This window comes from Stenotrophomonas sp. I18B00994, from assembly GCF_014145825.1.
GTDB classification, from domain to species: Bacteria; Pseudomonadota; Gammaproteobacteria; order Xanthomonadales; family Xanthomonadaceae; genus Stenotrophomonas; species Stenotrophomonas maltophilia.
In genome coordinates, this window is sequence record NZ_JACIUW010000027.1 from 22,871 (window position 1) to 48,932 (window position 26,062).

Consider the following 26,062-nt stretch of genomic DNA (forward strand, 5'->3'; position numbering starts at 1 on the left):
AACGGCGCACGCTCTAGAATCACCGGCAACGAACCACGGACCGCCGTTCCCATGACCCAACCCCTGCACGTCATCATCCTCGCTGCCGGCGCAGGCAAGCGCATGAAGTCGGTGCTGCCGAAGGTGCTGCAGCCGATCGCGGGCCAGCCGATGCTGGCGCACGTGATCGACGCGGCCCGTGAGCTCCAGCCGGCGGCGATCCACGTGGTCCATGGCCATGGCGGCGAGGCGGTGCGCCAGTACTTCGCCGGCCAACCCGACCTGCAATGGGCCGAGCAGGCACAGCAGCTCGGCACCGGCCACGCGGTAGCGCAGGCGATGCCCCAGGTTCCCGACCTGGCGCAGGTGCTGGTCCTGTACGGCGACGTGCCGCTGATCCGAGCGCAGACCCTGCGCGACCTGCTCGCACAGCCGGGCCGGCTGGCGGTACTGGTGGCCGATGTCGATGACCCGACCGGATATGGCCGCGTGCTGCGCGATGCCGAGGGCAAGGTTGGCGCGATCATCGAGCAGAAGGACGCCACCGATGACCAGCTGCGCGTGCGCACGATCAATACCGGCATCATCGCGGCCGAATCGACCGCGCTGCGCCGGTGGCTGTCCCAGCTTTCCAACAGCAATGCACAGGGCGAGTACTACCTCACCGATGTCTTTGCATTTGCCGCCCATGAGTACACGCCGGCCGAAATGGCACTGGTGGCCGACGCGCAGGAGGCCGAAGGGGCAAACGACCCCTGGCAGCTCTCGCAGCTGGAGCGTGCCTGGCAGCGTCGTGCGGTGTGGGCCTTGTGCGCACAGGGGGCGCGCGTGCGCGATCCGGCCCGGCTCGACATCCGCGGCACTGTCACCGTGGGCAGCGACGTGCTGATCGACGTCGATGTCGTGCTCGAGGGCAACGTGGTGCTCGGCGACGGCGTCACCGTCGGTCCGTTCAACCGTTTGAAGGACGTCAATCTTGGGCCGGGCACCGAAGTGCGTGCGCACTGCGATCTGGAGGGCGTGGTTACCGAGGGTGCCGCGCAGATCGGCCCGTTCGCGCGCCTGCGATCGGGCACCGTGCTGGCCGATGGCGTGCACGTCGGCAACTTCGTCGAGACCAAGAAGGTCACGCTGGGTGTGGGCAGCAAGGCCAATCACCTCACCTACCTGGGCGATGCGGTGATCGGCAGCAAGGTGAACATCGGCGCTGGCACCATCACCTGCAACTACGATGGCGTAAACAAGTCGACCACCACCATCGGCGACAACGCGTTCATCGGCTCCAACAGCTCGCTGGTGGCACCGGTGACCATTGGCGACGGCGCGACCATTGCCGCCGGTTCGGTCATCACCCGTAACGCGCCGGACGGCAAGCTGACACTGGCACGTGCCCGGCAGGAAACCATCGATGGCTGGAAGCGCCCGCTCAAGAAGTCCTGAGCCCCGCATTCCCCGCGCCGATGAACTCGGTTTGCTGCCCGGCATCGAGCAGCGCGCCGGCGAGGTGTTGAGGGGCCATGAGGCCCATCCGGTGTTCGCCGGGCATGGCCTGGACCTGCCGACACTACAGGATGGCCTTGAACGCGGGCAGCTGTGGGTGGTGGATGCGGCAGACGGTGGCATCGCCGGCTATCTGCTTGCCGGCGAACTGGCAGGTGAGTTCCACGTGCTGCAGATGGATGTGGATCCTGCACACGCGCGGCAAGGTCATGGGCGCACGTTGTTGCGCCATGCATTGGTACAGGCCCGGGCGAAAGGCTATCGCTCGGCCGTGCTGACCACGTTGTCCGACGTGCCGTGGAATGCGGCCTTCTATGCCAGCGAAGGGTTCGTCGCCGCACCGGAGGCGGAGTGGGGTGCAGGGCTGCAGGCGGTGATGGCCGAAGAGGCCGCGCTGGGGTTTCCGATGCATCTACGCGTGGCGATGCGGCAGGCCTGGTAGATGCCGGCCTCGGTCGGCATATCCACGCATCGCGTGGATCTACCCGATCGGTCCGCTCAACCCACCGGCAGCAGGATCGACACGCACAACCCGCCATCGCCGCGGTTCTGCAGTGACACCCGTCCGCCGTGGGCCTCCACGATCTCCCGCGTCAGCGCCAGCCCCAGCCCGGTGCCATTGCGCTTGGTCGAATAGAACGGCATCAGTGCGTTCTGCAGCACCTGCTCGTTCATGCCCTTGCCGCGGTCAAGCACGTCCAAGCGCAGCCACTGCGGCAGCCGGGTCAGCTGTACCTGCACATCGTCGTTGGGCGGCTCGGCTTCAGCGCAGGCTTCGTGCGCATTCTTCAGCAGGTTCAACAACGCCTGCCCGAACTGCGCGATGTCGATGCGGCTGCTCAGCTCCTCGTCCGGCTCACGTTCCATGCCGAACGGGATCTGCTGGCGCAGGCTGGACAGGAACGGCGCCCAGTGCACGGTCTGCAGCTGCGGCTGTGGCAGCTTGGCAAAGCGCGCATAGCCACGGATGAAGCCTTCCAGGTGGCGTGCGCGATCCTCGATGGTGGTGAAGATTTCGGGCAGCCGGTCAAAGCGTTCACGCTGCACCAGCACGCCGCCGGAATGGGCGAGCGAAGCAATCGGCGCCAGTGAGTTGTTGAGCTCGTGGCTGATCACCCGGATCACCTTCTTCCAGGTCTGCACTTCCTGGCGGCGCAGCTCGGCGGTCAACAGGCGCACCAGCAGCAGGTCGTGTGGGCGGCCGTTGAGCTGGAACGCACGCCGCGAGAGGTGATAGACCTGCTCGTCATCCTCATCGCCGTCCTCCCCCTCGGCGTGCACCGCGAACAGGCTGTCACCGCCACGGGCGATGGCATCGCGCAGTTCCACCGGCACCTGTTCCAGCACGTCTTCCAGGCGCTGGCCTTCCAGCTTCCAACCGCCGTGCAGCAGCTTGCGCGCGGCCAGGTTGGAGAACACCACGCGGGCGATGCCATCACCGCCGGAGGCGATCAACAGCATCGCAACCGGCGTGTTCTGCACCATGGTGTCCAGCAGCAGCTCACGTTGCACCAGGCCCTGCCGCTGCTCACGCAGTACATCACCCAGCTCCCGGTGTGCCTGCACCAGGTCGCCGAGCTCGTCATTGCCGGGCCAGTGCACGCCGAAGTTGTATTCGCCGTCGCGATAGCTGCTGGTGGTGCCCGCCAGGGCCCGCATCAGTGACCGCACCGGGGCGGTGGCCCGACGCAGGGTCCACCACATCAGTGACAGCAGGATCAGCGCCGACACCGTGGTCACCACCCAGCCATGGTCCATCCAGTAGGCCAGGAGCCACGGCAGTGCCGCAGCCAGTGCCAGCACCGGCAGCAGGCGCAGGAACAGGCGGAAAGTGAACGAGCGCCGCTTCATTCGCGTGGAATACCGTGGCGGTCCATGCGCCGGTACAGCGCCTGGCGGCTCAGGCCGAGCTCGGCGGCAGCCTGGGCGATGACGCCATGGTTGCGCGCCAGCACCTCCTCGATGCGTGCGCGGTCGGGATCATTGCCTGCGCTGGGTGCCGGTCGTGGTGCGGCGGCTGCGCGCGGCAGGTTGAGATCGGCCACTTCGATGCGGTTGCCGGTGGCCAGCAGTTCGGCACGCTGGATCACGTTGCGCAGCTCGCGCACGTTGCCTGGCCAGGGGTGCCGCTGCAGTGCTGCGGTGGCGGCGCTGGACAGCGGCTTGCCAGCGGTCAGGAATCGCTCGGCCAGCGGCACGATGTCGCCCGGGCGGTCGGCCAGCGGCGGCAGCACCAGTTCCACCGTGTTGAGGCGGTAATAGAGATCTTCGCGGAAGGTACCCTCGCGGATCATCGCCGGCAGGTCGGCATTGGTCGCGCTGACCACGCGGACCTTGACCTGGCGCTCGCGGTTGGAACCCAGGCGCTCGAAGCGGCCGGTTTCCAGCACGCGCAGCAGCTTCATCTGCCCGCCGAGCGACAGGTTGCCGATCTCATCCAGGAACAGGGTGCCACCATCGGCGGCCTCGAACTTGCCTTCGCGCGCCTTGTTGGCGCCGGTATACGCACCGGCCTCGGCACCGAACAGTTCGGCTTCGATCAGTTCCGAGGGCAACGCGCCACAGTTGACCGCCACGAACGGGCCCTTGGCCACCAGCGAATTGGCCTGGATGATCTGCGCGATCTTCTCCTTGCCGGCACCGTTCGCGCCGGTGATCAGTACCGGCAGTTCCGAGCGTGCGACCTGGCAGGCGAGGGCGATGACGCGCTCGCTGGCCGGATCGGCGAAGACCGCGCCGCACAGGTCGTACTTCTCTTCCAGCGCGTTGCGCTGGTGCAGTTCACGGCTGCGGCGCCGGTCCAGTTCGCGGCGTGCCTCGGACAGTTCCAGCAGGTTGTTGACCGTGGTCATCAGCTTGCGGTCGTCCCAGGGCTTGGCCAGGTAGTCGGCCGCACCGGCCTTGACCAGATCCACTGCACTGCTCAGGTGGGTCCAGGCGGTCAGCAGGATCACCGGCAGGTCCGGATGGCGCGCACGGATCTGCGCGAACAACGCTTCGCCCTCCTCACCGGAGGTGGTGTCCTCGCTGAAGTTCATGTCCTGGATCACCAGATCGACCGGCTGCGACTCGAGCAGGGCCAGCCCATCGGCGGGCGTGTGCGCCTGCAGGGTGTCGATGTCGTGCAGGGAGAACAGCACGTCCAGCGCAGTACCCACGCTGGCGTTGTCGTCGATGATCAGGATCGCAGGCATCAAGCGGTTCTGCAGAAAGGGATGGGCGGCGCCGATGGAGCCGTTCGTGTCCACGCACCGGGAGAGCCCGGCGCCACCCATCAAGCATAGCCAAACCTGTGGCCGTGCAGGAGCGGATGATGCTCAGCGCCTGGGTGGGGCTGGCGGAGGTGGTGGCGCGGGTGGTGGCGGGACCTCCAATGCCTGTCGCCACGCAGCGGCGTTGACCGCCACCGTCAGTTCGCGCTTGTCGCGGCGCAGCAACAGATAGGCGCTGGCCGCGTGGGAATGGCGCAGTGCCTCGGCCAGATGTTCAACCCGGCGCACCGCCGTGTCGTCCACGCGGAGGATGCGATCGCCACTGCGCACGCCGAAGCGCACTTCCGGGCTGGCGGCCTCCACATGCACCTGGCCTTCGGTCGAGCGCAGCGACAGCCGCGCTCCATCGCGGCGCCATTCCAGCGTCTGTGCGCTGCCACCACCGGCCAGCGCCGGCAGGGGCAGTAGCAGCATCAGGCACATCGCGCAGGCACGCATCTCACGCGCCCCGCGTGGCGACCGCAGGCGGTACCGCCGCCGCACGCCGTGCCGGACCGAACACCGCAATCTGTCCCAGTATCCATAGCAGCAGTGCACCCAGCGGCAGGTAGTACAGCGGCATGCGCGGCAGCTCGTACAGGTTCATCAGGGCCAGGTTGATCGCGTACGCCGCGAGCATGCCCAGCATGATGCCCAGCGAGGCCAGCAGGAAGTTCTCGGTCTGGAAGTAGCGCAGGATCTGCCCGCGGGTGGCGCCCAGCGCACGGCGGATGCCGATCTGCTTGCTGCGCTGCTGCACCCAGAAGCTGGCCAGGCCGATGATGCCCAGCGCCGTGACCACCAGCAGCGAGATGCACACGGTGATCAGCAGGCCGACCATGGCCCTGTCGTTCTTGAAGTAGTCATTGCGCTGCGCCTCATAGGTCAGCTTTTCACGCACCAGCCGGTTGGGATCGTTACGTTCAAGCGCGGCGATCGCACCCTTTAGCACTTCCTCGCGCCGATCTGGAGAGGTACGCAGGACATACGGTCCCTGGGTGAAGTCAGTCCGCACCGGCAGCACGATCGACAGCGTGGTGTTGTTGTTGTAGTCGGTGGGCGTTGCCAGTGCGGCGACGATGCCGACTACGTGCAGCGGCTGCTTGCCCATGTAGAACGTCTTGCCCAGTGCATTCTCGCCCGGGTACAGCTTGTCGGCGAGGGTGCGGCTGATGATCACCGAGGACGCCGTATTGGACGAAGCGTTCTTCTGTGCGTCCTCGAAGTTGCTGTACTCGCTTGACTGGAAGTCACGGCCGGCGGTCAGCTGCAGTCCGAGCGTGGGCAGTCCACCCTCGCCGAACATGTACATGGTGACGAAAGCGGTCGGACGCTCCTGTTCCTGTTTAAGCGAAACGCTGGTGTTGGAGGAGTTCGGGCGGAACGGCAACTGGTTGACCTTGGCTGCGGCAGTCACGCCGGGCACCGCACGCAGGGCAGACAGGTCTTCCAGGGTGCGGGACTGACCGTTGGTCTGCTTGCCGATGCCGCTGACCCGGACGAACACCAGTTCGTTCTCGGCCAGGCCGCTGCTCTGGCTGATCCGTTCAACGCGCTGGGTGACCAGGAACAGGGCATTGCAGACGATGGCGCAGGTCAGGGCGACTTCCAGCACGATCAGGGCGGCGGCCGTCTTGTGCCGGCGCAGGGTGCTGAGGATGGGGCGGATGTCCATGGGAGGTCCTCGTACTCGTGCTTACTGCGACTTGAGCTGGATGGCCGGGGTAACCTGCATCGCGCGCCAGGCGGGCAGGAAACCAGCGGCGAGGCTGGCGAACAGGGTCAGGCCAATGGCCAGCAGCAGCATGCTGCCGTCCAGGTGGGCCAGGTTCGCGTAGTCCACGGGTTGCTGGCGTACCGCATACAGGCCGAGCAGGGCCAGGCCGATGCCGAGCACGCCGCCGGCAACGCCGATCGCACCGGCTTCAACCAGGCATTGCAGGAAGATCTGCCCACGGCTGGCACCGAGGGCGCGGCGCACACCGATCTCGCCACTGCGGCGCAGGAACTTCGCCAGCAGCAGGCCCACGGTGTTGACCAGGCAGACGCCGAGAAAGCCCAGTGCCAGCCACATCTGCAGGCGCACGTCGCTGGGCACGGCGTTCTTGAACGTCAACCACTCCATCACCGGGCGCAGACGCACGTTGGTGGGGCGCTCGAAACGGCCCGCCGCGCGCTGCTGGTCCGAGTAGTTGACCAGGTAGTTGCGGTAGTCCTCGACCTTGGCCGGGTCCAGCTCCACCCAGTACTGGATCCAGCTGCAGGGCGCGCTGATCGAGTTGCTGCTGCCATCCGGATTCTCGCCGAAGCAGTTCATGTTGCCGTTGCTGCCGAACTCCAGGTCCATCGCAGTGGAGAACGGCACCAGCAGGTCTTCATCCTTGCCGTAGTTGCCGGTGGTCAGATCGAAGAAGTGGGGTTCGGGATTCCACTTCTTCATCACGCCGATCACCCGCAGTGAATGGCCACTCAGGCGGATCTCGCGACCGGTGCTGTCAGCACCCTGGAACAGCTTGTCGTTGATCGCTTTCGACAGCACCACCACGCGGCTGCGATTGTCATCATCGCTGCTGCTCCAGGCACGCCCGTACTGCATCGGTACGTCGAACATCGGGAAGAAATCGGCCGACGTCCAGCGCGTATCCACCGAGAATGGCTTGAGCGTGCTGAGCTCCGGTTCCACCGTGCCTCCGCCCGCACTCATCATCGCCTGGCGGATGCCGCGCTTCTCGCGCAGCAGGGTCTCGGCGTCGCGCCGTGTCATCTGTTCCTCAGGCTCCTCACCCGGGGTATAGCCGCCGCGCGGGCGCGGATCGACCTGCACATAGAACAGCCGGTCACTCTTGCCCGGAATCGGGTCGCCGGACAGCACGTGGAATACGGTCAACGTGGTCATCGAGGCGCCGATGCCGAGCGCGATGGCGATCACCATCAGCGCGGTCAGGACCTTGTTGCGGCGGAAACTGCGCGCCGCCAATCGGGCGTAGTAGGCGAACATGGTCGGGCCCTCACTCGTTGACGGCGACGATGTGGCGCAACGGCGTGGCCAGCACCGGCTCGCGCACCAGGTCGGTCACCTGGCCATCGACGATGTGCACGTTGCGCTGCGCACGCGCAGCCAGTTCCGGGTCGTGGGTGACCATCACGATGGTGGTGCCGGCGGCGTTGATCTCCTCCAGCAGCTCCATCACGCCCCGGGCCATCTGCGTATCCAGATTGCCGGTCGGTTCGTCGGCCAGCAGCAGGCGCGGGCTGCCGGCCAGCGCACGCGCGATGGCCGCGCGCTGCTGCTGGCCACCCGACAGTTCATTCGGATAGTGCTTCATGCGCGAGCCCAGGCCGACCTGGGTCAGTGCCTTCTCGATGCGTTCGCGGCGCTCGTTGGCGCTCATCCTGCGATAGCGCAGCGGAACGTCGACGTTGTCGAACAGGTTCAGGTCGGGGATCAGGTTGAAGCCCTGGAAGATGAAGCCGATCTTCTGGTTGCGCAGGCGGCTGCGGGCGTCGTCGCCCAGCGTGCTCACGTCCTGGCCGTCCAGCATGTAGGTACCGCTGGTGAAGGTTTCCAGCAGGCCGGCGATGTTGAGGAAGGTGGTCTTGCCGGAGCCGGACGGGCCGGTGACCGCGACGAACTCACCTTCCTTGACCTGCAGTTCCAGCGAGCGCAGTGCGTGGGTTTCCACCTGTTCGGTGCGGAAGACCTTGGCAACCGAACGCATTTCGAGCATGTACATGGGGTGTCCTCTCTCCAGGATTCAGGTATCAGGTATCAGTTGACGGAGACGCGTTCGGCGTCCTTGAACAGGTCGCTGCCGGAGACCACGATGCGGTCGCCCGGCTGCACACCCGACTTGATTTCCACTTCGCCCAGGCTGCTGACGCCCAGTTCCACCGGACGGCGCACGGCGGTGCGGCCATCCATCACGTAGGCCATGCCGTTGCCCTGTTCGACGAACGGGCCACGCTCGACCTTCAGCACGTTCTTGCGGGTATCGAGCAGCACGCGCACCGACATCCGTTGGCTCTGGCGCAGGCCTTCCGGCTGCGCGCTGGCAAAGCGCACGCGCGCGTTGACCTCACCGTTGACCACTTCCGGCGACACCGCGCTGATCTCGCCCGGGAAGGGCTGGCCGTTGCCGCCGGTCAGCTGTGCGGGCATGCCGATCGCCAGGTCGCGGGCGAAGCTCTCCGGCACCTTGATCTCGACTTCGAACTTGGACAGGTCGACCACGCCCAGCACCGGGGCATTGGCGGCCAGGTTGGTGGACTGCACCGCCTGCACCTGGCCGACCTGGCCATCGAACGGGGCACGCAGCGTCAGCGCATCGACCTGGCGCTGTACTTCGGCCACCACCGCCTTCTGGCGATCGGCCAGCAGGCGCTTGTTGCGGGCATCCAGGTCCGCGCCCTGGCTCTGCAGGCGGGCATCGGTGGTGGCGTTGGCCAGGGTGATGTCGGCTTTCTTCAGCGAGTCCTTGGCCTTGGCCAGGTCGATCTGCGGCACCGCCCCGCCGTCGTAGCCGCGCTGGTAGCGCTGCAGGTCGCGGTCGGCGGCCTGCCGTTCGATGGTGGCCTGGTCGGTTTCCTTGCGCGACTTGGCGCGGGCCAGGGTGGCGTCCAGCGCGGCACGGCTGGCCTCGGCCTCCAGGCCGGCCAGGGTGGCCTGTTCCTGGGCCAGCTTGCTGCGCAGTTCGGGGCTGTCGATGACCGCCAGCTCCTGCCCCTTCTTCACCACGTCACCGGCGACCACCTTCAGGTCCACGGTGCCCGCAGAGATGGCATACAGGACCGGGCTGTTGGCGGCGATCACGCGGCCGTCGGCGGCGATGTCACGGACCAGGTCGCCCCGCTTCACTTCGGCGATGCGCACGCGGCTGCTGTCGAAGGAACGGCTGGCGTTGGACCAGGCGTGCACGGCCCAGCCGATGCCGGCGAGCAGGGCGAGCGTGCCCAGCGCCGGCCAACGGTAACGGAGCCAGTTGGCGCGCGGAGCGCTGGCCGGAGTGGAGGAAACGATCTGGTCCTGGGCGGAAGTGTCGCGGATCATCGGGTGCGTGCCTGACGGTGGTAGCCAGTACCAAGCACGTAGCGTGCCAGCTTTAATTCCTTATGGGTCAATGAGTTGGGGTGTGATGTGAAGTGTCCGGGTGTCCGCGGACACCTTTCCGGACACTTTCATTAAGCGGACAGGAGGGGGAGCGCGGGCACGCAGGCTAGAATGCGACGATCGTCTTCAAGGAAACGCGTGACATGTGTGGAATCGTGGGTGCGATCGCTGATCGCGACGTAGTGCCGGTGCTGATCGAAGGCCTGAAGCGGCTGGAGTACCGTGGTTACGATTCCTCCGGCATCGCGGTGATCGACCAGGGCGAGCGCCGCGATGTACGTCGCGTGCGTCGTACCGGTCGTGTGTCGGAAATGGCCACGGCGGCCGAGGCCGAGGGCTTCAACGCGGTGCTGGGCATCGGCCACACCCGCTGGGCCACCCATGGGGGCGTCACCGAGGCCAACGCGCATCCGCACATCAGCCATGGCGTGGCGCTGGTGCACAACGGCATCATCGAGAACCACGAAGAGCAGCGCGAGAAGTTGCGCGCGCTGGGCTACACCTTCGAGTCGCAGACCGATACCGAAGTCATCGCACACCTGATCCACCACCACCTGAAGGATGGCGACGACCTGCTGGTGGCGCTGCAGCACACGGTGAAGGAACTGACCGGCGCCTACGCGCTGGCCGTGGTCAGCCGCGCCGAGCCGGAGCGCTTCGTCTGCGCGCGCATGGGCTGCCCGCTGCTGATCGGCCTGGGCGAGGGCGAGAACTTCGTTGCCTCCGACGTCTCGGCGGTGATCTCGGCCACCCGCAAGGTCATTTTCCTGGAAGAGGGCGATACCGCCGAGATCCGTCGCGATGGCGTGCGCATCTTCGACGAGCACGACCGGCCGATCGAGCGCGACGTGCATCTGTCCGATGTGTCGCTGGCATCGCTGGAGCTGGGCCCGTACCGCCACTTCATGCAGAAGGAGATCCACGAGCAGCCGCGCGCGCTGGGCGACACCATCGAGGCGGCGATCGACGCCGGTGGTTTCCCGGCCGGGCTGTTCGGCAAGAACGCCGAAGCGGTGCTGTCGGGCATCGAGGGTGTGCAGATCATCGCCTGCGGCACCAGCTACTACGCCGGCCTGACCGCGCGCTACTGGATCGAAGCCATCGCCGGCCTTCCGTGCAGCGTGGAGATCGCCAGCGAGTACCGCTATCGCGCGGCCTACGCGAACCCGAAGCATCTGATCGTGACCATTTCCCAGTCCGGCGAAACGCTGGATACGTTAGAAGCGCTGAAGTACGCCAAGTCGCTGGGCCACAAGCACACGCTGTCGATCTGCAACGTGCCGGAAAGTGCGATTCCGCGCGCCAGCGAACTGGTGTGCTATACCCGTGCCGGCGCCGAGATCGGCGTGGCCTCGACCAAGGCCTTCACCACCCAGCTGGCGGCACTGTTCCAGCTGACCGTGGTGCTGGGCAAGCTGCACGGCCGCATCGACGCGGCGCAGGAAGCGGACTACCTCGAGCAGCTGCGCTTCCTGCCGGGCAGCGTGCAGCACGCATTGAACATGGAGCCGCAGATCGCTGCGTGGGCCGAGCGTTTCGCACGCAAGAGCAGCGCGCTGTTCCTGGGCCGTGGCCTGCATTACCCGATCGCGCTGGAAGGCGCGCTCAAGCTCAAGGAAATCTCCTACATCCACGCCGAGGCCTACCCGGCAGGCGAGCTGAAGCATGGCCCGCTGGCGCTGGTGGACGAGGACATGCCGGTGGTGGTGATCGCGCCGAACGACAGCCTGCTGGAGAAGGTGAAGTCGAACATGCAGGAAGTGCGCGCGCGTGGCGGTGAACTGTTCGTGTTCGCCGACCAGGACAGCAACTTCAACGAGTCCGAAGGCGTGCACGTGATCCGTACGCCGCGTCATGCCGGCGTGCTCAGCCCGATCGTGCACACCATTCCGGTGCAGTTGCTGGCCTACCACACCGCGCTGGCGCGCGGCACCGACGTGGACAAGCCGCGCAACCTGGCCAAGAGCGTGACGGTGGAGTAACACCCGTCAGCTCGGTTGGAGGTTGCAAGCGAAGGGGGGCCGTGTGGGCCCCCTTTCGTTTGTGCCGGTGGCAGCGGCAAGTGGGACAGCGACAGGGTGTTCTGTCCACCGTCGGCAGCAGGCAATCAATCTTTAACGCGTGGCATCGCGTGTATTCAGCGGCGGTTTCAGCCGCGGTGCCATTCTCTGGATCGTCGGTTGGTTCCCACGACGAACTGTCCTATCGATGCCGGTAGTGACCGATGGTCGCAGTCGTAGAATCGATTTGACCGAGGTCCGGGTTGAGCGGTTGAACCCACCTCGTTCGCGTTGCAGCACGTCGTCTGCCGATCCATTCCAAGCGGCAGCCGAGTGCGCCAGACGTGCGCTGAAAGGTCTGTTCCCGGGGAGGGGGCGTATCGGAAGAGCACACTTTTTGACTTCAGTGACCTGCACCAGGAAACAAGAATGAACGTCCGCGAACTCCTGCAATCCAAGAAAGAAGCTGTCATCACCATCGATGCCGAAGACACCATCGGTGCCGCCGCCCACAAGATGAGCGCGAACAGGATCGCTGCGCTGGTGGTGATGAAGGACGATGCCCCGGTCGGCATCATTTCCGAGAAGGACATCGTGCGTACCCTGGCCGACGACGGCCCGCAGGCCGGCCGCCGGGTGATTTCCAGCCTGCCGTCCACCGGCCTGGAGGGCATCGCCCCGGAGGCCACCCTGAAGCAGGCCATGTCGCTGATGACGTACTCGCGGCGCCGTCATCTGATGGTCACCGAAGGCACTCGTCTGGTCGGCATCCTCAGCCTGGGCGACATCGTGAAGAACCTGCTGGGCGAGCTGGAGCTGGAAAAGGCCGTGCTGCAGGACATCTACATGGCCGCCCACTGAGGGCTGCAGCGCTGGAAGCAGAGAAGCCGGGCATTGCCCGGCTTCTTCGTTCACGGCATCGGTGAAATCAGAAAGTGACCTTCACCGAGTCGGCGCTGTAGTTGGCTGGGCCGTGGTAGACCACTTCGATGTTGTTGCCATCCGGGTCGAGCACGAACGCACCGTAGTAGCCCGGGTGGTAAGGGCGTTCACCGGGCGCGCCGTTGTCGGTGCCGCCGGCGGCGATCGCGGCGGTATGGAAGGCATCGACGGTGGCGCTGTCGCGGGCCTGGAAGGCCAGATGGTGGCGGCCGGTCAGCTGGCCGGTGGCGGCCGTGCTGCTGGCGCTGGAAATGAACAGCTCATCGGCCCAGAAGTAGTCATCGCCTTCACCGGCGATCGGGATGCCGATAGTATCGAACACCGCCTGGTAGAAGCGGCGGCTGGCCGCCAGGTCGCGCACTACCAGCTGGATGTGGTCGATCAGGCGGCCGCGGTGCAGTTCCATCGTTTCCATACGAACCTCGCAGAAAAAGGGGACGGAGGGGATTAAGTCGCTTCCAGCCCAATAATGCCAGAAACGACTTAATCCCCTCCGTCCCCTTTTCGGGTCAGACGTTGGCGATGATCTCGACCCAGTAGCCGTCCGGGTCCTTGATGAAAGCCAGGTTCTTCATGCGGCCGTCGGTCAGGCGCTTCTGGAAGGTCACGCCCAGATCCTCGAAGCGCTGGCAGGCGGCCTCGATGTCCGGCACCGACACGCAGATGTGGCCGAAGCCGCGCGGGTCACTGTTGCCGTCGTGGTAGACCGCGCCGTCCTGGGTTTCGGTGCCGTGGTTGTGGGTCAGTTCCAGCACGCCCGGCAGCCCGGCCATCCACAGGCGGCGGGCCTTGTCATCTTCCGGCACCGTGGCGCCAGCGGGCACGTAGGCCAGGAAGTACAGGCTGAACTGGGCCTCGGGGAAGTCGCGCTTGTCGATCAGCTGGTAGCCGAGCACGCGGGTGTAGAAGTCCAGCGAAGCGGCAATGTCCTTCACGCGCAGCATGGTGTGGTTGAACACGAAGCCGGTGGTTTCGGCCGGGGCCTGGGCGGCGACGCCGGGAACATCGCGCAGGGCGGGAATGGTCATGGGGGAGGTCCTTCAGACAGGGCCGTTGCCGGCCGGATGGCGCCATTCTACCGGCCAGCACCTGACGGCACTGCGACGTACAATGGCCGGATCGCACCGTTCCGTCCTGACAACGATTGCCCGCCATGTCGCAGCGTGAATGGGTGGCTGCCGCCATCCGCAAGATCGAAGCTGATTTCAACCGTTCCGCCGATACCCACCTGATCCCGCTGGCGCTGCCAGGGTTCGAGGGCATCGACCTGTACCTGAAGGATGAGTCGAGCCATCCCACCGGCAGCCTGAAGCACCGGCTGGCGCGCTCGCTGTTCCTGTATGCGCTGGCCAATGGCTGGTTGCGTGAAGGGCGTCCGGTGATCGAGGCCTCCAGCGGCTCGACCGCCGTGTCCGAAGCCTATTTCGCGCGGCTGCTCGGCCTGCCGTTCATTGCGGTGATCCCGGCCTCCACCTCGCCTGAAAAGATCGCCGCGATCGAGTTCCACGGCGGCCGTTGCCACCTGGTCGAACGTGCCTGCGACCTCAACTGTGATTCGGAAAAGCTGGCCCGTGAAACCGGCGGCCACTTCATGGACCAGTTCACCTATGCCGAGCGCGCCACCGACTGGCGTGCCAACAACAACATCGCCGAGTCCATCTTCAAGCAGATGGCCGAGGAGCCCAGCCCGGTTCCGGAATGGATCGTGTGCAGCCCCGGTACCGGCGGTACCGCAGCGACGCTGGGGCGCTATGTCAGCTATCGCCGGCATGACACCCGCATCCTCTGTGCGGACCCGGAAGTGTCGGTGTTCTTCGATGGCTACAAAGCCGCCGTGGCCGGTGAGCAGGACTGGCGCGGCCTGACCTGCAGCGGTGGCTCGCGCGTGGAAGGCATCGGCCGGCCGCGGGTAGAGGCGAGCTTCATCCCGACCAGTGTCGATGCGATGGTGAAGGTGCCCGATGCGCTGAGCCTTGCCGCGATGCGCCATGTCAGCCGCCAGCTGGGCCGCCGTGTCGGTGGCTCCACCGGCACCAACTTCATCGGTGTGCTGCAGGCGGCGCAGTGGATGCGCGAGGTGGGCCATCAGGGCAGCATCGTCAGCATCCTGTGCGACAGCGGCGAGCGCTACGCACAGAGCTACTACGACCCGTCGTGGTATGCGCGCCAGGGCATCGACGTCGACGGCGCCGATGCGCAACTGGCGGCGGCGGTGGCCGGGCAGGGACTGCCCGAATTGCCGTGGTGCAGCCTGGAAGCGTTGTAACGCGGCAACGTACGGCCGGCTGTGCGTCGACTCTACCCGGTCGCCGGGGCGGCTCAATATCCCGCTGCAGTGAACGCGTCCAGCACCGCGTCGCGCAGTGCATCGGGCAAGGCCTCGATGTCCATCGCGCGATCATCCAGATGCAGGCTCGGGTCCAGGATGCTCGCTCGGCCCTGGGCCAGCGCCTGCAGCCACAGCAGCACGCAGATCACGAACTCGCGCTCATGGCCCAGCCGCAGCTGGCTGGCGCCGCGTTCGATCACCTCGAACGGGTACCACTCCTGCGCATCGTTGAACGTGCCGCCCTGCTGCAGCACTGCCTGCAACTGCTGCAGATGGCGCGGGGCGTCATCGCCGGCATCGCACAATGCGGCGATCCAGGTCAGTTCGGCCGGGCTGGCGGACAATGCCAGTGACCGGGCCGGTGAGGCGGATGCAACTGCAGCCAGACCTTCCATGTAGGGCCTCGTTCGGTGCGTACCGCTGCGGACTCCCCCGCAGCCAGAGCTTCGGTGCGCGACCGTAAGGCCGACGTGAATGCCGGGCCGTGCCCCCTTGTCAGCCCCGCCTGCCAGCGCCATATCCTGCATGCTGCCCGCCTGCCGGGCCCGTACCCTGGAGATCTGCCGTGACCGTTGCCAACCCCCTGCTCGATTTTTCCGGCCTGCCGCGCTTCGAGGCCATCCGCCCCGAGCACGTGGCGCCGGCGCTGGACGTGCTGCTGGCCGAGGCCGAAGCCGCCGTCAGCGCCGCCGAGCAGGTGCAGCCGGTCACCTGGCAGACCTTCGTTGCCCCGCTGGATGACGCCACCGAGCGCCTGTGGCGCGCCTGGGGTCTGGTCGGCCACCTGCAGGGCGTGGTCAACACCCCGGAACTGCGTGAGGCCTACAACAGCAACCTGCCGCGGGTGACCCGCTTCGCCAGCGCGCTGGGCCAGAACCTGGCGTTGTACCGGCAGTACCAGACGCTGGCCGCCAGTGCCGAGGCGGCGCGCTTCGACGCGGCCCAGCGCAAGGTGCTGGACAACACCCTGCGCGATTTCCGCCTCGGTGGTGCCGAGCTGGCGCCGGAGGCGCAGCAGCGCTTCGCGGCGATCAAGGAAGAACTGTCGGCGCTGTCGGCGAAGTTCTCGCAGAACGTGCTCGACGCTACCGACGCCTGGTCGCTGATCATCGAGGACGAAGCGCGGCTGAAGGGCCTGCCGGAAGACGTGAAGGCCGCCGCGCGTGCCGCAGCACAGAAGGACGGCAAGGCCGGCTGGAAACTGACCCTGCAGATGCCGTGCTACCTGCCGGTGCAGACCTGGGGCGAGGACCGCGACCTGCGCGAGATCCTGTACCGCGCCAGCGCACAGCGTGCGTCCGAATTCGGCGATGAGTCGCTGGACAACAGCGGCAACATCGATCGGATCCTCGCCCTGCGCGCTGAACTGGCCGCGCTGCTCGGCTTCGATTCGTATGGCGATTATTCGGTAGCGACCAAGATGGCGCAGGACCCGGCCGAAGTGCTGGGTTTCCTGCGTGACCTGGCCGCGCGCGCCAAGCCGTTCGCGGCCAGGGACCGCGCCGACCTGGAGCAGTTCGCACGCGAGCAGCTGGGCATCGACAGCCTGCAGGCCTGGGACCTGGCGTTCGCCGCCGACCGCCTGAAGCAGGCCCGTTACAGCTATTCCGAACAGGAGGTGAAGCAGTACTTCACCGAACCGAAGGTGCTGGGCGGCCTGTTCTCGGTGATCGAGCAGCTGTACGGCCTGCGCGTGCAGGAGGACAGCGCACCGGTGTGGCATGACGACGTGCGCTTCTTCCGTCTGGTCGATGCGCAGGGCGCGCTGGTCGGCCAGTTCTATCTGGACCTGTATGCGCGCGAGGGCAAGCGTGGTGGCGCGTGGATGGACGATTGCCGCAACCGTCGCGTGCGCGCGGACGGCAGCGTACAGACGCCGCTGGTCTACCTGGTGTGCAACTTCGGCCGCGGTGCCAATGGCAAGCCGGCGACCTTCAGCCACAACGAAGTGACCACGCTGTTCCATGAGATGGGCCATGGCCTGCACCAGCTGCTGACCCGCATTGGTGAGCTGGGCGTGGCCGGCATCAATGGCGTGGAATGGGATGCAGTGGAACTGCCCAGCCAGTTCATGGAGAACTTCTGCTGGGAGTGGGAGCACCTGCAGGCCATGACCGCGCACGTGGACACGGGCGAACCGCTGCCGCGCGGGCTGTACGAGCGCATGCTGGCCGCGCGCAACTTCCACAGCGGCATGGCCACGGTGCGCCAGCTTGAGTTCGGCCTGTTCGACATGCTGTTGCACAGCCAGTTCGAACCGGCGCAGGACAGCGTGCTGGCGCTGCTCGATCGCGTGCGTGCGGAGGTGGCGGTAAACCATCCGCCGGCCTGGAACCGCTTCCCGCACCAGTTCAGCCACATCTTCGCGGGCGGTTACGCCGCCGGCTACTACAGCTACAAGTGGGCCGAAGTGCTCAGTGCCGACGCCTATGCGGCGTTCGAGGAAGCGCCGCAGGCACTGGCCGAGACCGGTGCACGCTTCCGCGATGAGATCCTGTCGCGCGGTGGCAGCCGCCCGGCGGCGGAGAACTTCAAGGCCTTCCGTGGGCGCGCGCCGCAGATCGACGCGCTGCTGCGCCACTCGGGCATGGCGTAAGGTGTTTGGTAGGTGCCAACCCTGGTTGGCACTTCACCGCCATCCACGCATTGCGTGGATCCACCGGAATGCCGGCCAGCGGCCGGCACCACCGAAGACCGGTCATTCGGCGTAGATCATCTTCCGGGTCATGCCGCCGTCGACGATGAAGTCCTGGCCGGTGCTGAAACCGGACAGCGACGACAGCAGGTACACCGCCAGTGCACCGATATCTTCAGGGCGGCCGACCCGGCCGACCGGATGCTGTGCGTGGTCGATGGCCGAGTACTCTGGTTCATGGCGCCGTGAGGGTGCCTGCCACGCAGTGGTACCGACCCAGCCGGGGCTGATGCTGTTCACCCGCACCGCCGGGCCGGCGCTGATCGCCAGCGCATGGGTGAAGGCCACCAGGCCACCCTTGGCCGCCGCATAGGCCTCGCTGTGCGCTTCGGATTGCCAGGCGCGGGTGGAGGCGATGTTGATGATCGCGCCCGCAGCACTGTCCGTCAGCGCCGGCAGCGCGTGCTTGCTGCACAGGAAGGCGCCATGCAGCGACGACAGCCGGCGTTGCCATTCGTGCCAGTCCATGTCCTGCAGCCGCGTGCCGTGCGGCCCGGCGATGCCGGCATTGTTGACCAGCCCGTCGATGTGTCCGAAACGCTGCAGCGCCTCGGCGATGAAGTCGCGCACGCTGGCTTCGTCGGTGATGTCCAAACGCTGGAACGCGGCATCCTCACCGCGCTGCCATTCGTCCAGGCAGGCCTGGCCGGCCTCCCTGTCCAGGTCGCCGATCAGCACGCGACCGCCGGCACCGAGCACGGCCTGGGCAATACCGCGACCGATGCCGTTGGCGCCGCCGGTGACCAGCACCACCTTGCCCGACAGTGGCGCGGCCGGCCATGCGGCAATCGGCGGCACCGTGCTCACGTCAGGTCTTCGCCGCGCAGGCGACGATGCCAGCCGTCCACGCCGATGCGGTCCAGGGTCTGGATGTTGCGCTCGACAATCACGTCCGGGTCCGGATACACATCCACCGCACGCGCCACGCTGTCTTCGCGCAGCAGGTGCAGGGTGGGGAAGGGCGCGCGGTTGGTGTAGTTGCTGGCGTCGTCGGCGGCCACGCCCTCGAACTGGTAATCCGGATGGAAGCTGGCCACCTGCAGGATCCCCTGCAGGTCCAGTGCCTCGATCGCCGCATCGGCGTTGTCGAGGAAGTCGTTGTAGTCGAGGAAATCGGTCAGCACCTGCGGGTGCACGATCAGCGTCGTGTCGATCTGCTCGGCCGGCGTGTCGCGCAGCAGCACCAGCTCCTCGGCCAGCTGTTCAACCAGCGCTTCTGTCGTGGTCGCATCGCTGAGCACGATGCGGACCTGGTCCTTCACGTATACCGCCTTGGCGAACGGGCACAGGTTCAGGCCGATGACGATGCGCTCCAGCCACAGGCGGGTCGCGGCGATCGGGTCATCGATGGGCAGGTCGGAATCGGTCATGGCGGGCACGTCGGCTGGCGGGGCCGACATTGTAGGCGCGTCGCTGGCAACGCGCCGTCGTACCTGCGGCTGGCAGCGCCGGGGGATTCCCGGCAGGTGGCTCAGTCGCGGAAATTGTTGAACTGCAGCGGCAGCTCGAACTTGCCGGCCTTGAGCACGGCGATGGCGTCCTGCAGGTCATCGCGCTTCTTGCCCTGCACGCGCAGCTTGTCGCCGTTGATCTGGCTTTCCACCTTCAGCTTGGCGTCCTTCAGGGCCGCCGCGATCTTCTTGGCGATCTTCTGCTCGATGCCCTGCTTGACGGTGATCTTCTGCCGGGCCTGGGCCAGGTTGGTCTCGATGTCGCCGAACTCCAGGCTGAGCACGTCGATGCCGCGCGCGGCCAGGCGAGCACGCAGGATGTCGTTCATCTGCTTGAGCTGGAATTCGGTCGGCGCGAACTGATTGATGACATCGCCGTCGCGCTCGAACTTTGCGTCCACGCCCTTGAAGTCGAAGCGGGTGGCCAGTTCGCGGTTGGCCTGGTCGATGGCGTTGGTCAGCTCGTGGGTGTCGACTTCGGACACGACGTCGAAGGAAGGCATGGGCGGTGCTCCGCAGGTTTCAGTGGCGATCATTCTATCGTGCCGGCCCGCGTGCCCGCTTTCTGTGGAGCCCAGCCCATGCTCGGCGGCCGCCCTACAATCCGGTGCGGTCGGCGATAATGGGCCATGAACGTGCAACGCTCCCCTTCGCGTGCGGTGGCCTGGATGGTCGCTGCGGTCGCCTGTTTCTCGCTGATGGACGCTGGCATGAAGCAGCTGTCGGCCAGCTATCCCACCCTGGAAGTGACTTTCCTGCGTGGTGCGGCCTCGTTGCCGTTCGTGCTGGTGTGGGTGCTGGTCAGTGCCGGCCCACGTTCGCTGGTGCCGCGGCGCTGGGGCCTGCACCTGCTGCGCGGCGCGTTGGGCATGGCGATGATCGGCTGCTTCGTGTTCGCCCTGCGCGACCTGCCGCTGTCCACCGCCTACACCATCTACTTCGTTGCCCCGCTGCTGATCGCCGCGCTGTCGGTGCCGTTGCTGGGCGAGCGGGTCGGGCCGCGGCGCTGGGTCGCCATCGGCATTGGCCTGGTGGGCGTGCTGGTGGTGCTGCGGCCGGGCGTGGATGGCTTCATTTCGGTGCCCGGCCTGATGGTGCTGGCGGCGGCAACGGCCTATGCCGTGGCGGCGATCACGGTCAGCCTGCTGACCCGCACCGATACCTCGCAGTCGATGGTGGTCTGGTTCCTGGTGATCATGGCCATCGGCGCCGGCCTGCTCGCCATTCCCGGCTGGGTACCGCTGCAGCTGGCACACGCGCCTTTGATTGCTGGCATGGGCCTGGCCGGGGCGCTGGGCCAGATTGCCCTGACCAAGGCCTTCCAGCTGGGCGAGGCCTCGATGATCGCGCCGCTGGAGTACAGCGGCCTGGTCTGGGTGATCGGCTGGGATCTTGCCTTCTGGGGCCAGCTGCCGGACGGCTATACGTGGGTGGGCGCGGCGATCATCGTCGCCTCGGGGCTGTACCTGCTGCATCGCGAGCGGGTAAACCGGCAGGAACCGCCGAAGCCGCTGGATCATCCCTGAGCCGGTTGGGCCAGGGGCTCTGGCCCCAGCCAACACGTCGGCGCGGGCGGCTTAGAACCAAAAGGAATAACATTCTGGGCCATGGCGCGGGCGCGCGACCGCCTGCGCTGGTAGGCTGCACGCCCCCTTCCGTCACCCAGCCGGTGAGCCACGCCCGTGATCGAGTTCCAGCGCCTGCACAAATCCTATGCCGTTGCCGGCCGCGAAGTCAGCGCGCTGCAACCGTTGGACCTGACCATCGAGGCCGGTGAGGTGTTCGGCATCATCGGTCATTCCGGCGCCGGCAAGTCGACACTGATCCGCATGATCAACCGCCTGGAAGAACCCAGTGGTGGCCGGCTGCTGATCGGCGGTGAGGATGTCACCGCGCTGGACGCGGACGGCCTGCGCGCGCTGCGCCGGCGCATTGGCATGATCTTCCAGCACTTCAACCTGCTGTCCTCGCGCACGGTGGCCGGCAATGTCGCCTTCCCGCTGGAACTGGCCGGCACGCCGAAGACGGAGATCGAGGCGCGCGTGGCCGAGCTGCTGCAGACCGTGGGCCTCGAAGCGCATGCGCAGAAGTATCCGGCGCAGCTGTCCGGTGGCCAGAAACAGCGCGTCGGCATCGCCCGCGCGCTGGCGACCCGTCCGCAGATCCTGCTGTGCGACGAGGCCACCAGTGCGCTCGATCCGCAGACCACCGCTTCGGTGCTGTCGCTGCTGTCGAAGATCAATCGCGAGCTGGGCCTGACCATCGTGCTGATCACCCATGAGATGGACGTGATCCGCCGTGTCTGCGACCGCGTTGCGGTGCTCGATGCCGGCCAGATGGTCGAAACCGGTCCGGTCACCCGGGTGTTCCTGCACCCGCAGCACCCGACCACGCGCCGTTTCGTCAGCGAATCGGAGCATGTGGACGAGGGCACGCTGCACCGCGATTTCGATGCCGTCGGTGGCCGTATCGTGCGCCTGACCTTCCTCGGTGGCGACACCTATGAACCCCTGCTCGGCCGCGTCGCGCGCGAGACCGGGGTCGACTACAACATCCTGTCCGGTCGCATCGACCGGATCAAGGACACCCCGTATGGCCAGCTGGTGGTCGCCCTGGTGGGCGGCGACCAGTCCGCCGCGCAGGCCGCATTCGTGGCCGCCGGCGTGCATGTTGAGGAGCTGCGTCGATGATCATCGCTACTGCCGGCGGATTCTTCCGCCACCTGGACGCGGGCAAGTGGGCCGACATCGGCCAGGCCACCATCGACACCCTGCTGATGCTGCTCGGTTCGCTGCCGCTGACCCTGGCCATCGGCCTGCCCCTGGGCGTGCTGCTGTACCTGTTCGGTGCACCGCAGATGAAGCGCCGGCCATTTGCGTACGGCGTGCTGGCGCTGGTGGTGAACCTGCTACGTTCAGTGCCCTTCATCATCCTGATGATCGTGCTGATCCCGGTCACCCTGTTCCTGATGGGGACGTCGCTGGGTGTACGCGGTGCGATCGTGCCGCTGGTCATCGGTGCCGCGCCGTTCTACGCGCGCCTGGTCGAGACCGCACTGCGCGAAGTGGACCGTGGCGTGATCGAAGCGACCCAGGCGATGGGAGCCACCACCTGGCAGCTGGTCACCCGCGTGCTGCTGCCGGAAGCGCGCCCGGGCCTGATCGCTGGCGCAACGGTCACCACCGTCGCGCTGATCGGCTTCACCGCGATGGGCGGTGCGATCGGCTCCGGTGGCCTTGGCGACCTGGCCTTCCGCGACGGCTACCAGCGCTCGCACACCGACGTGGCGCTGGTCACCGTGGTCCTGCTGCTGATCCTGGTGCAGCTGCTGCAGATGCTCGGCGACCGCCTGGTCGCGCATTACAGCCGCAGATAACAGAATGCCGGGCGGCGCCCGGCATCTTGTTCGGGTAGTGCCGGCCGCTGGCCGGCAATCCCACGTGCGGTCAACGCACGTTCGGTACTTCGTAACCCAGCTTCCCGACCTGCTCCGGGTGCTGCGGCACGCGCTTGAGCTTGTCGGTGTTCACCCCGTACTCGTCACGCAGGCGCTCGGCCAGCTCCTTGTACAGGGCTTTGTCCATGTCCGGCGTACGCGAGAAGATCCAGGCCATCTCGCGGCCCGGGTAACCGATCAGTGCCCACGAGTAATCCGGTGCCACTTCCAGCACCCGCGAATGGGTAGGCACGACGCGGTAGAACCAGGTGCGCCAGCCGTGGTTGCCGCTGTCCGGGTCGACGCTGGCGCGGGCACGCACTTCCTGCAGCGGTTCGCCGAAGCCATCACGGTAGCGGTAGGTGATGCCGACCTTGTGCTCGTCGCGCAGTTCGTAGTCGTTGACGCTGGCCACATGGCCACGTTCGATGAAGTTCGGCACGCGGCCGATCACGTACCAGGTGCCCATGAAGCGCTTCAGGTCGATCGGCGCATCCGGGTCGGTCGGCGCATCCGGGTCGGTCGCGCGCGGGGTGCTGGCGCGGGGCGATGGCGGCTCACTGGCGGCCACGGCGGGGCCCGCCAGGGACAGGGCCAACAGCATGGCGCAGAGCGGGCGGATCGAAGTCATGCGGGAGCGGGCTCAGAAGGGCTTTGCCTGAGCATGGTCGACTGAGCGTGCGCGATCCGTCAATGGTGTCGCAACCTGTGAGAAGGGCCTTGCCCAAGCTGTGTTGCATTGTCCACCGGAGAAGCCCCATGAACGCACGTTCCGTCCGCCGCCCTGCAACTGAACGCGTCATCATTGAACGCGCCGATCCGCGCCTGCTGCGCAGCGTGCGGCAGGTGGCCCTGGCCGGCCTGGCGCTGGTACTGGTCTGGCCAGCCGCGCGCGGCAGCAACGCCTGGCTGGGCTGGCTGCCGATGTGGCTGGTGGGCATGCCGCTGGTGGCCTGGTGGGCGCTGCTGCGCTTCCCTGTGCCGCGCCTGTCGTGGCTGCGGCTGGCCCGTCGCACCGGTGGACAGGCACATCGTCGCACCGCCGGGACGCCCCGCCGTCGCCGCGCTACGGCCACGGCCTGACCTTCGACACGGGGGCGGCTGCAGCGATCCATGCTAGCGTTCCACGGCTTATGACTGCCTGGAGCTGCAATGTCTCGACTCGCTTCCGCCTGCCTGCTGGCTGGCATGATGACCGCTGCCTCGGTGGGGACCGCCGTGGCTGCTGAAGACACCGATCGCTACGCCTGGCTGGAGGACGTCACCGGCGACAAGCCGCTGTCCTGGGTCAAGGAACAGAACGCCAAGTCCGAGGCGCGCCTGGCGCAGACCCTGGCCTTCAAGCAGATGGAGACCAGCATCCGCGAGGTGCTCGACTCCGATGCCAAGATTCCCGCCGTGCAGAAGATCGGTGACTACTATTACAACTTCTGGAAGGACCAGCAGCACGAGCGTGGCCTGTGGCGCCGCACCACGCTGGCCGAGTACCGCAAGGCCTCGCCGCAGTGGGAGACCGTGCTTGACCTCGATGCCCTGAACAAGGCGGAGGGCGAGAACTGGGTCTGGCACGGCGCCGACTGCCTGCGCCCGGATTACAGCCGCTGCCTGATCGCGCTGTCGCGCGGTGGTGCCGACGCCGACGTGACCCGCGAGTTCGACCTGGCCAACAAGACCTGGATCAAGGACGGCTTCTTCCGTCCGGAGTCGAAGGGCGGCCTGAACTGGATCGATCGCGACACCGTATTCGTCTACACCGACTTCGGTGCCGGCTCGATGACCACCTCCGGCTACCCGCGCGTGGCCAAGCTGTGGAAGCGTGGTACGCCGATGGCCTCCGCCAGCGTGGTGTATGAAGGCAAGCCGGAAGACATGTACATCGCGGCGATGCACGATGACACCCCGGGCTTCGAGCGCAACCTGGTCAGCCGCACGCTGGCGTTCTACAACAACGAGATCTACCTGCGTGGCGACGATGGCACGCTGACCAAGATCGATGCGCCGAACTCGGCTGAGAAGGGCCTGCACAAGCAGTGGCTGACCCTGGAGCTGCGTGATCCGTGGACCGTGGGTGGCAAGACCTATGCGTCCGGTTCGCTGCTGGCGACCAGGCTGGATGACTTCCTGGCCGGCAAGCGTGAGTTCGACGTGCTGTTCACCCCGACCGCGACCACCTCGCTGGCCAGCGCCACCTGGACCAAGAGCCACCTGGTGCTGAACGTGCTGGACGACGTCAAGAACCGCCTGTCGGTGCTGACCCCGGGCGCCAATGGCTGGCAGACCAGTCGCTTCGTCGGCGCGCCGGCCTTCGGCACGCTGGGCGTGGCTGCTGTCGACAGCAACGACAGCGACGCGGTGTGGCTGACCGCCACCGACTACCTGACCCCGACCACCCTGGCGCTGGCCGAGATCGGGCAGGCCCCGGAAACGCTGAAGACCATGCCGGCCTTCTTCGATGCCAAGGGCAAGGTGATCGAGCAGCACTTCGCCACCAGCAAGGACGGCACCCGCGTGCCGTACTTCGTGGTGCACGACAAGGCGATGAAGCTGGACGGTTCCAACCCGACCCTGCTGTACGGTTACGGTGGTTTCGAGATCTCGCTGACCCCGGGCTACTCCGGTGGCATGGGCCGCGCCTGGCTGGAAAAGGGCGGCGTGTACGTGGTTGCCAACATCCGTGGCGGCGGCGAATACGGCCCGCGCTGGCACCAGGCGGCGCTGAAGCAGAACCGCCACAAGGCCTATGAAGACATGGCCGCGGTGGCACGCGATCTGGTCAAGCGCAAGATCACCAGCGCCAGTCACCTGGGCGTGCAGGGCGGCAGCAACGGTGGCCTGCTGACCGGCAACATGCTGACCCAGTACCCGGAACTGTTCGGTGCGGTGGTGGTGCAGGTGCCGCTGCTGGACATGAAGCGCTACAGCCATCTGCTGGCCGGCGCCTCGTGGATGGCCGAATACGGCAACCCGGATACCAGCGACTGGGCGTTCATCAAGACCTTCTCGCCGTACCACCTGTTCGACGCGAAGAAGAAGTACCCGCCGGTGCTGTTCACCACCTCCACCCGCGATGACCGCGTGCACCCGGGCCACGCCCGCAAGATGGCGGCGAAGATGATCGACGCCGGCAAGGACGTGACCTACTACGAGAACATCGAAGGTGGCCACGGCGGTGCAGCCAACAACGCGCAGGCCGCACACATGTCGGCGCTGGCCTACAGCTTCCTGTGGGAGCGGTTGGGCGGTAAGTAAGCAGATAGGCAGAACGGAAAACGCCGCCCCCCGGGGCGGCGTTTTTCTTTATCCGGTAGTGCCGGCCGCTGGCCGGCAACCGCATCATTCACGCATTCCCGGGTTGCCGGCCAGCGGCCGGCA

Annotated in this window: 24 protein-coding genes and 1 pseudogene; 11 read left to right on the top strand and 14 right to left on the bottom strand. The window is 66.6% G+C overall.

All coding sequences use genetic code 11. From position 1 onward, the window contains the following. The first annotated feature begins 51 nt into the window (after window positions 1-51). The gene (gene glmU / locus H4O10_RS20210; protein ID WP_049454971.1) at window positions 52-1,419 is read left to right on the top strand and encodes a bifunctional UDP-N-acetylglucosamine diphosphorylase/glucosamine-1-phosphate N-acetyltransferase GlmU; all 1,368 of its coding nucleotides are present in this window, start codon (window positions 52-54) and stop codon (window positions 1,417-1,419) included. Then, window positions 1,388-1,921, top strand: coding sequence for a GNAT family N-acetyltransferase (locus H4O10_RS20215; RefSeq protein ID WP_033834981.1), 534 nt, complete (start codon window positions 1,388-1,390; stop codon window positions 1,919-1,921). The genes glmU and H4O10_RS20215 overlap by 32 nt, the downstream gene beginning before the upstream one ends. A 56-nt stretch (window positions 1,922-1,977) precedes the next feature. Here H4O10_RS20215 and H4O10_RS20220 read toward each other — a convergent pair. The 7 genes and pseudogenes from H4O10_RS20220 to H4O10_RS20250 all read right to left on the bottom strand — a co-directional run. Next, a pseudogene (locus H4O10_RS20220) lies at window positions 1,978-3,402 on the bottom strand (ATP-binding protein); the annotation flags it as partial. Then, entirely contained in the window at window positions 3,327-4,673 is a 1,347-nt protein-coding gene (locus H4O10_RS20225; RefSeq protein ID WP_049455004.1) for a sigma-54 dependent transcriptional regulator, read from the bottom strand. The pseudogene H4O10_RS20220 and the gene H4O10_RS20225, both read right to left, overlap by 76 nt. A 123-nt stretch (window positions 4,674-4,796) precedes the next feature. Beyond that, the gene (locus H4O10_RS20230; RefSeq protein ID WP_172958443.1) at window positions 4,797-5,174 is read right to left on the bottom strand and encodes a PDZ domain-containing protein; all 378 of its coding nucleotides are present in this window, start codon (window positions 5,172-5,174) and stop codon (window positions 4,797-4,799) included. Window positions 5,175-5,190: 16 nt separating this feature from the next. Further along, window positions 5,191-6,405: an FtsX-like permease family protein gene (locus H4O10_RS20235; RefSeq protein WP_049454973.1), complete on the bottom strand. Its 1,215-nt coding sequence runs from the start codon at window positions 6,403-6,405 to the stop codon at window positions 5,191-5,193. 21 nt (window positions 6,406-6,426) lie between these two features. Next, window positions 6,427-7,728 (bottom strand): ABC transporter permease, encoded by a 1,302-nt coding sequence (locus H4O10_RS20240; protein ID WP_049454975.1) that lies wholly within the window; start codon window positions 7,726-7,728, stop codon window positions 6,427-6,429. A gap of 10 nt (window positions 7,729-7,738) precedes the next feature. Continuing rightward, complete coding sequence (locus tag H4O10_RS20245) at window positions 7,739-8,464, bottom strand: ABC transporter ATP-binding protein (RefSeq protein ID WP_005411118.1); 726 nt, start codon at window positions 8,462-8,464, stop codon at window positions 7,739-7,741. Between the two features lie 35 nt (window positions 8,465-8,499). Further along, window positions 8,500-9,777: an efflux RND transporter periplasmic adaptor subunit gene (locus H4O10_RS20250; protein ID WP_049454977.1), complete on the bottom strand. Its 1,278-nt coding sequence runs from the start codon at window positions 9,775-9,777 to the stop codon at window positions 8,500-8,502. A gap of 203 nt (window positions 9,778-9,980) precedes the next feature. Here H4O10_RS20250 and glmS point away from each other — a divergent pair, with 203 nt between their 5' ends. Together glmS and H4O10_RS20260 are read left to right on the top strand one after the other, a co-directional pair. After that, a complete protein-coding gene (glmS, locus tag H4O10_RS20255) occupies window positions 9,981-11,819 on the top strand; it encodes a glutamine--fructose-6-phosphate transaminase (isomerizing) (RefSeq protein ID WP_049454979.1) in 1,839 nt (612 codons plus the stop codon). Window positions 11,820-12,266: 447 nt separating this feature from the next. Continuing rightward, window positions 12,267-12,698, top strand: a complete 432-nt coding sequence (locus H4O10_RS20260) for a CBS domain-containing protein (protein WP_005411115.1) — start codon at window positions 12,267-12,269, stop codon at window positions 12,696-12,698. 67 nt (window positions 12,699-12,765) lie between these two features. Here H4O10_RS20260 and H4O10_RS20265 read toward each other — a convergent pair whose 3' ends face one another. Next, complete coding sequence (locus tag H4O10_RS20265; RefSeq protein WP_049454983.1) at window positions 12,766-13,194, bottom strand: VOC family protein; 429 nt, start codon at window positions 13,192-13,194, stop codon at window positions 12,766-12,768. Window positions 13,195-13,288: 94 nt separating this feature from the next. Then, entirely contained in the window at window positions 13,289-13,807 is a 519-nt protein-coding gene (gene gloA / locus H4O10_RS20270) for a lactoylglutathione lyase (RefSeq protein ID WP_049404088.1), read from the bottom strand. Between the two features lie 125 nt (window positions 13,808-13,932). Between gloA and H4O10_RS20275 the strand changes: the two genes are divergently transcribed. Beyond that, the gene (locus tag H4O10_RS20275; protein WP_049454985.1) at window positions 13,933-15,045 is read left to right on the top strand and encodes a PLP-dependent cysteine synthase family protein; all 1,113 of its coding nucleotides are present in this window, start codon (window positions 13,933-13,935) and stop codon (window positions 15,043-15,045) included. Between the two features lie 53 nt (window positions 15,046-15,098). Here H4O10_RS20275 and H4O10_RS20280 read toward each other — a convergent pair whose 3' ends face one another. Then, complete coding sequence (locus H4O10_RS20280) at window positions 15,099-15,503, bottom strand: hypothetical protein (protein ID WP_005411111.1); 405 nt, start codon at window positions 15,501-15,503, stop codon at window positions 15,099-15,101. Between the two features lie 170 nt (window positions 15,504-15,673). Here H4O10_RS20280 and H4O10_RS20285 point away from each other — a divergent pair, with 170 nt between their 5' ends. Then, on the top strand, window positions 15,674-17,704 hold the full coding sequence (locus tag H4O10_RS20285) for a M3 family metallopeptidase (protein ID WP_049454987.1): 2,031 nt from the start codon (window positions 15,674-15,676) through the stop codon (window positions 17,702-17,704). Window positions 17,705-17,806: 102 nt separating this feature from the next. Here H4O10_RS20285 and H4O10_RS20290 read toward each other — a convergent pair whose 3' ends face one another. The 3 genes from H4O10_RS20290 to H4O10_RS20300 form a co-directional block, all read right to left on the bottom strand. Next, window positions 17,807-18,610: an SDR family oxidoreductase gene (locus tag H4O10_RS20290; RefSeq protein ID WP_012481308.1), complete on the bottom strand. Its 804-nt coding sequence runs from the start codon at window positions 18,608-18,610 to the stop codon at window positions 17,807-17,809. Beyond that, window positions 18,607-19,173 carry a DUF1415 domain-containing protein gene (locus H4O10_RS20295; protein ID WP_012481307.1) on the bottom strand — a complete coding sequence of 189 codons (567 nt, stop codon included), beginning with the start codon at window positions 19,171-19,173 and terminating at the stop codon, window positions 18,607-18,609. The genes H4O10_RS20290 and H4O10_RS20295 overlap by 4 nt, the downstream gene beginning before the upstream one ends. A gap of 101 nt (window positions 19,174-19,274) precedes the next feature. Beyond that, window positions 19,275-19,757, bottom strand: coding sequence for a YajQ family cyclic di-GMP-binding protein (locus H4O10_RS20300; RefSeq protein ID WP_005411107.1), 483 nt, complete (start codon window positions 19,755-19,757; stop codon window positions 19,275-19,277). A 126-nt stretch (window positions 19,758-19,883) separates the two neighbouring features. Here H4O10_RS20300 and H4O10_RS20305 point away from each other — a divergent pair, with 126 nt between their 5' ends. From H4O10_RS20305 to H4O10_RS20315, 3 genes are all read left to right on the top strand, one after another. Next, the gene (locus H4O10_RS20305) at window positions 19,884-20,780 is read left to right on the top strand and encodes a DMT family transporter (protein ID WP_005411106.1); all 897 of its coding nucleotides are present in this window, start codon (window positions 19,884-19,886) and stop codon (window positions 20,778-20,780) included. 156 nt (window positions 20,781-20,936) lie between these two features. After that, on the top strand, window positions 20,937-21,944 hold the full coding sequence (locus H4O10_RS20310; RefSeq protein WP_049454989.1) for a methionine ABC transporter ATP-binding protein: 1,008 nt from the start codon (window positions 20,937-20,939) through the stop codon (window positions 21,942-21,944). Next, entirely contained in the window at window positions 21,941-22,630 is a 690-nt protein-coding gene (locus H4O10_RS20315; RefSeq protein ID WP_005411104.1) for a methionine ABC transporter permease, read from the top strand. Before H4O10_RS20310 ends, H4O10_RS20315 begins: the two co-directional genes overlap by 4 nt. 70 nt (window positions 22,631-22,700) lie before the next feature. On the opposite strand, the gene H4O10_RS20320 is transcribed toward H4O10_RS20315, so the two are convergent. Next, complete coding sequence (locus tag H4O10_RS20320; RefSeq protein WP_049404082.1) at window positions 22,701-23,321, bottom strand: lipocalin family protein; 621 nt, start codon at window positions 23,319-23,321, stop codon at window positions 22,701-22,703. A gap of 128 nt (window positions 23,322-23,449) precedes the next feature. Here H4O10_RS20320 and H4O10_RS20325 point away from each other — a divergent pair, with 128 nt between their 5' ends. Then, window positions 23,450-23,773, top strand: coding sequence for a hypothetical protein (locus H4O10_RS20325; protein ID WP_049404081.1), 324 nt, complete (start codon window positions 23,450-23,452; stop codon window positions 23,771-23,773). A gap of 69 nt (window positions 23,774-23,842) precedes the next feature. Beyond that, window positions 23,843-25,939, top strand: a complete 2,097-nt coding sequence (locus tag H4O10_RS20330; RefSeq protein ID WP_049404079.1) for a prolyl oligopeptidase family serine peptidase — start codon at window positions 23,843-23,845, stop codon at window positions 25,937-25,939. The last annotated feature ends 123 nt before the right edge of the window (window positions 25,940-26,062 follow it).

Bases quoted from the DNA above. Each gene is read 5' to 3' on its own strand.
- H4O10_RS20300 (WP_005411107.1), bottom strand. From the start codon at position 19,757: ATGCCTTCCTTCGACGTCGTGTCCGAAGTCGACACCCACGAGCTGACC.
- glmS (WP_049454979.1), top strand. From the start codon at position 9,981: ATGTGTGGAATCGTGGGTGCGATCGCTGATCGCGACGTAGTGCCGGTG.
- gloA (WP_049404088.1), bottom strand. From the start codon at position 13,807: ATGACCATTCCCGCCCTGCGCGATGTTCCCGGCGTCGCCGCCCAGGCC.
- H4O10_RS20330 (WP_049404079.1), top strand. From the start codon at position 23,843: ATGTCTCGACTCGCTTCCGCCTGCCTGCTGGCTGGCATGATGACCGCT.
- H4O10_RS20265 (WP_049454983.1), bottom strand. From the start codon at position 13,194: ATGGAAACGATGGAACTGCACCGCGGCCGCCTGATCGACCACATCCAG.
- H4O10_RS20280 (WP_005411111.1), bottom strand. From the start codon at position 15,503: ATGGAAGGTCTGGCTGCAGTTGCATCCGCCTCACCGGCCCGGTCACTG.
- H4O10_RS20295 (WP_012481307.1), bottom strand. From the start codon at position 19,173: ATGACCGATTCCGACCTGCCCATCGATGACCCGATCGCCGCGACCCGC.
- H4O10_RS20235 (WP_049454973.1), bottom strand. From the start codon at position 6,405: ATGGACATCCGCCCCATCCTCAGCACCCTGCGCCGGCACAAGACGGCC.
- H4O10_RS20260 (WP_005411115.1), top strand. From the start codon at position 12,267: ATGAACGTCCGCGAACTCCTGCAATCCAAGAAAGAAGCTGTCATCACC.
- H4O10_RS20320 (WP_049404082.1), bottom strand. From the start codon at position 23,321: ATGACTTCGATCCGCCCGCTCTGCGCCATGCTGTTGGCCCTGTCCCTG.
- H4O10_RS20230 (WP_172958443.1), bottom strand. From the start codon at position 5,174: ATGTGCCTGATGCTGCTACTGCCCCTGCCGGCGCTGGCCGGTGGTGGC.
- H4O10_RS20305 (WP_005411106.1), top strand. From the start codon at position 19,884: ATGAACGTGCAACGCTCCCCTTCGCGTGCGGTGGCCTGGATGGTCGCT.
- H4O10_RS20275 (WP_049454985.1), top strand. From the start codon at position 13,933: ATGTCGCAGCGTGAATGGGTGGCTGCCGCCATCCGCAAGATCGAAGCT.
- H4O10_RS20240 (WP_049454975.1), bottom strand. From the start codon at position 7,728: ATGTTCGCCTACTACGCCCGATTGGCGGCGCGCAGTTTCCGCCGCAAC.
- H4O10_RS20325 (WP_049404081.1), top strand. From the start codon at position 23,450: ATGAACGCACGTTCCGTCCGCCGCCCTGCAACTGAACGCGTCATCATT.
- glmU (WP_049454971.1), top strand. From the start codon at position 52: ATGACCCAACCCCTGCACGTCATCATCCTCGCTGCCGGCGCAGGCAAG.
- H4O10_RS20245 (WP_005411118.1), bottom strand. From the start codon at position 8,464: ATGTACATGCTCGAAATGCGTTCGGTTGCCAAGGTCTTCCGCACCGAA.
- H4O10_RS20250 (WP_049454977.1), bottom strand. From the start codon at position 9,777: ATGATCCGCGACACTTCCGCCCAGGACCAGATCGTTTCCTCCACTCCG.
- H4O10_RS20225 (WP_049455004.1), bottom strand. From the start codon at position 4,673: ATGCCTGCGATCCTGATCATCGACGACAACGCCAGCGTGGGTACTGCG.
- H4O10_RS20215 (WP_033834981.1), top strand. From the start codon at position 1,388: ATGGCTGGAAGCGCCCGCTCAAGAAGTCCTGAGCCCCGCATTCCCCGC.
- H4O10_RS20315 (WP_005411104.1), top strand. From the start codon at position 21,941: ATGATCATCGCTACTGCCGGCGGATTCTTCCGCCACCTGGACGCGGGC.